This is a genomic window from Microcystis sp. M49636_WE2, assembly GCF_030065375.1.
Taxonomy (GTDB): domain Bacteria; phylum Cyanobacteriota; class Cyanobacteriia; order Cyanobacteriales; family Microcystaceae; genus Microcystis; species Microcystis aeruginosa_C.
The window spans coordinates 1-3,880 of sequence record NZ_JASJFG010000536.1; the positions used below are offsets into that span (position 1 = coordinate 1).

The 3,880-nt window shown below is 38.6% G+C and carries 3 protein-coding genes; 2 read left to right on the forward strand and 1 reads right to left on the reverse strand.

Features of this window, described 5'->3' with window-relative positions; translation table 11 throughout:
- Both PX484_RS12445 and PX484_RS12450 read left to right on the forward strand, forming a co-directional pair.
- A partial coding sequence (locus PX484_RS12445) for an O-linked N-acetylglucosamine transferase, SPINDLY family protein (RefSeq protein WP_502882735.1) occupies positions 1 to 695 on the forward strand: 695 nt, incomplete at its 5' end.
- A 456-nt stretch (positions 696 to 1,151) separates the two neighbouring features.
- Positions 1,152 to 2,927 carry a hypothetical protein gene (locus tag PX484_RS12450; RefSeq protein WP_288104077.1) on the forward strand — a complete coding sequence of 592 codons (1,776 nt, stop codon included), beginning with the start codon at positions 1,152 to 1,154 and terminating at the stop codon, positions 2,925 to 2,927.
- Positions 2,928 to 3,276: 349 nt separating this feature from the next.
- Here the strand turns inward: PX484_RS12450 and PX484_RS12455 are convergent.
- The coding region (locus PX484_RS12455) for a S9 family peptidase (protein ID WP_288104078.1) at positions 3,277 to 3,880 on the reverse strand (604 nt) is incomplete at its 5' end.

The following is a 3,880-nucleotide window of genomic DNA, read 5'->3' on the forward strand; positions in this document are numbered from 1 at the left end:
AGCAAGCGGAGGAATATTATCGAGAAAAAATCTATCGTTTACCAGAGACATATTTAGCAGTGGATGGTTTTGAAATCGGCACTCCCAATCTCCGTCGAGAAGATTTAGAAATTCCCCCCGATGCTACCATCTATTTTTCCGCACAAAGTGGCATGAAACGCCATCCTGATACTATTAAACTTCAGATGAAAATTCTCGCACAAGTGCCTAATAGTTATTTTCTGATTAAGGGAGTCGGTAAGACTGAAAAAATTCAAGAATTATTTACTGAAATAGCGATTCGCGAGGGAGTTAATCCCCAAAGATTGCGGTTTTTACCGAGAGATATAGATGAATATACCCATCGCGCTAATTTACAGATTGCCGATGTGGTATTAGATACCTACCCCTACAATGGTGCTACCACCACCTTAGAAGTTTTATGGCAAGGAATCCCTTTAGTTACACTGGTAGGAGAACAATTTTCCGCCCGCAATAGTTATACTTTTATGATTAATGCTGGTATTGAAGCCGGAATTGGCTGGAATGAGGTAGAATATATCCACTGGGGAGTAAAATTAGGACTCGATCGTTCCTTTCGTCAAGACATCAGTCATCAACTGTTAGGAAATCGTGACACAGCTCCCCTCTGGCAAGGGAAAAAATTCGCCCAAAATATGGAAAATGCTTATTTAAAAATCTGGGAGGGAAATTGATAATGAGAAAGTTATTCGCAATCAATAAAGTATCGAATCGGGGCAGGAAAAATTCAGCGTCGGGGAGTTTAAAAAGATCAGAGGATTTAATAGAACTCTTGCCAATTAATTAGGGTTTGCTGAAAAAGTTTGTTGCTGGGGTTAGGAGTCGGTCGTCGGGAGTCGAATGAAAGTGCAAGGATTTTGAGTCCCTCGGATCGATTTCTCAAGGTTTATTTCTTGCACTTTTTTGACTAAAAAAGTCCCAAAACTGGTTTCTAGTAATGCTTCCATTAATATTCAGCATACCCTAATTACTCACTTGCACAAATGAGATGCTCCCTCTGAACAAGCTTGATGAATTAGGAACTTATCATTCCTAAGTCGGTGCAGAAGCAGTTAAAAATCTCTCCCAATGATGTGCAAAATCGTCTAAAAGAAAAAATACTTGTATATTGATCCCTAAAAGGTGAAAAAATGGTAAATAACCAAATTGATTTACGGTGGTGGCTACTGAGTAACTTGGCAAATGTTGAATCTTTGTCAATTATTTACAGAATATCGGTAATAGTCACTTTTATTATCTTCATTTTTTGCGCTTTTGCTCCTCTCATATTCCTGACAACTCCCACGGGTAAGATACAGAAATTTTTATTGTCAAATCTAATATTTATTATCTCCTTAGTGACTTTTATTTTAGCAGCACGCTGGCCAGGTTTCTTGCCACCAATGCTAAACCCCGATGAGGCACTATTTACCTCGGGTGCAATAAAACTGTTGAAAGATCCAGTTTTCTGGCGTGCGGTAGATACAGGTTCATCTGGACCACTCAATGTCTATCCTCTGACTCTACCAGCTTTTTTTGGGTTCAGAATTGAATATGCTAGTAGTCGTGTGATCGGCTTAATCATGATCATTGCTGCTATTGTTTGTCTTTATTATGCCTTATCCACTCTCTACGATAAGAGCCTTTCTCGCCTAGCAATAGTTCCTGTGGTTACCACTGTCGCCTTCATGACATTTTTCGACTATGTGCATTATACAAGTGAACATTTTTCGGTGGCAATATTAAGTGTGGCTTTGTTAATCGTTTGTAAATATTATGCTGGTAATTCATCTAATCCTAATCGGCTGATATTTGCCTTGGGTTTTATCCTGGGAACTACTCCTTTTGCCAAAATTCAGTCAGTTCCTATAGCTTTCTCAATTGCTTGTATATTTTTGCATATCCTCTGGCTAAAAAGCAGCGCGAGAGGTCAATTCATCAGGAGTCTTGCTGCTTTCTTTCTTGGGGGAATGTTGTTCTCCGCTCTGGTCATACTATATCTAACAATTTTCTCAATATATGATGCTTTCTGGAAATCTTACATAGAACAGAATTTATTGATTTATTCTACTCATGGTTTGATGGGAAACGTAAATCAACTAAGCTTTTTCGGAAAAATTATCATATTTCTTCGGATGTTAAGAGGAGTGCCAGATACACAGATATTATTTTTATTAACAGCAATTGTCTTGATATTAGGAGTACCATTTCTAATATTAAAGCGTGTTTCCTTAAGCCAAAATCAAGAAAAGTACCAGACATTTTGCTTTGTCTATTACAGTTTATTTATTTGGGCAGCATCGAGTTATTCAATTATCAGACCGGGGAACGGGTTTACTCATTATTTGCTGTTTCTAATCATACCTAGTGGATTTCTCATCGGTGTTTTTATAGGTGAACTGGCACAAGTATTACAGGTGTCGCAATTAACTCTTTCAAACTTCAACTTCTCTCTTTTAACAGGTGTCATTTTTATTACAGTTGCTAGTAGTTTTTTAGAAGTTGCCACAATAATAAAATCGGATAATGTTTACCTTAATAATCGCAGAAGATTTGCTAGAAATTATCTTAGTCCGATTGCTAAAACTATTCTCAAGTATGCTTCTCCTGGTGAATCTATGGCGGTCTGGGGATGGGCATCAGAGCTATATGTTGACACGGGTTTGGTACCGGCGATAAGAGATAGTGTTTCTCTTTGGCAAATCAAACCAGGTTCACTGCAAGAATATTTTCTGCAAAGATACGCGGAGGATTTCATTAATTCTAATGCTAAGTTATTTGTTGATGCTGTAGCTCCAAGAATGTTTTTCTTTACCGATAGAGAAACTCAGGGACACGAAGTTTTTCCTGAAATCGCTAAGGTTATCAATGAAAATTATCGGCTAGTTGATGAAGTTCAAGGAGTTCGTATTTACATTAAAAAATAATCCTACGCTGCCTTACCTCTTGTTCTTGGTCAAGCAACCACTGCCAACCTAGAAAAGGGTAAGCGCATCTCAAACGCTGTTGACAATCGGCCAATTTTATGAGCAGATTGCTGTGTAGTCATTTCAAATGATACCAGTCAATCAGAATAGTTACGAACTCGACCTATTTGCTCGATTTCTCCTCAAATATGTCTGAATCGTGGGTAGGCGACTAAGAAAAACATGGGGCAATTAAAATCATTTCTATTCGGGGAAGTTTCTTAACTAGAAAGACTTTTAGTCTTTAGATAATATTAGGTCTATATCTGCTGTTCACCGATTACTGACCTAGGAAATTAACTTGGCACGACTACTTAATTTCTACGGGTTCTAAATTGTCGGCAGGAGTAAAACCAAAGAGACGGGAATAAAAATAAAATTCTGCATCTAATGCTCGTTTTATCGATTCAGCTTGACGAAATCCGTGTTGTTCTCCCGCAAAGGGAACGTAAGCAACGGGTAAACCTTTCGCTTTTAAAGCTTCTACCATCATTTCCGCTTGATTGGGTGGAACTACCCGATCTTCTAAACCTTGGAAAAAGATCACCGGACAGGATAACTGAGCGGTAAAATGAATAGGCGAGCGCTGATAGTAAATTTCCTTTTCTTCGGGATAACGTCCCACCAATTTATCTAAATATCTCGACTCGAATTTATGGGTATCGGTGGCTAAAACCTCTAAATCACTAACTCCGTAATAACTAGCTCCTGCTTTAAAAGTATCATGAAAAGTTAAGGCCGCTAAAGTTGTATAACCCCCGGCACTGCCTCCAGAAATTGCCAATCTTTCCCCATCGACTAATCCCTGATTAACCAAATATTTTGCCCCGTTGATGCAGTCTTCCACATCGACAATTCCCCAATTTCCCAGCAAACGCTGACGATATTGACGACCATAACCCGTACTACCGCCA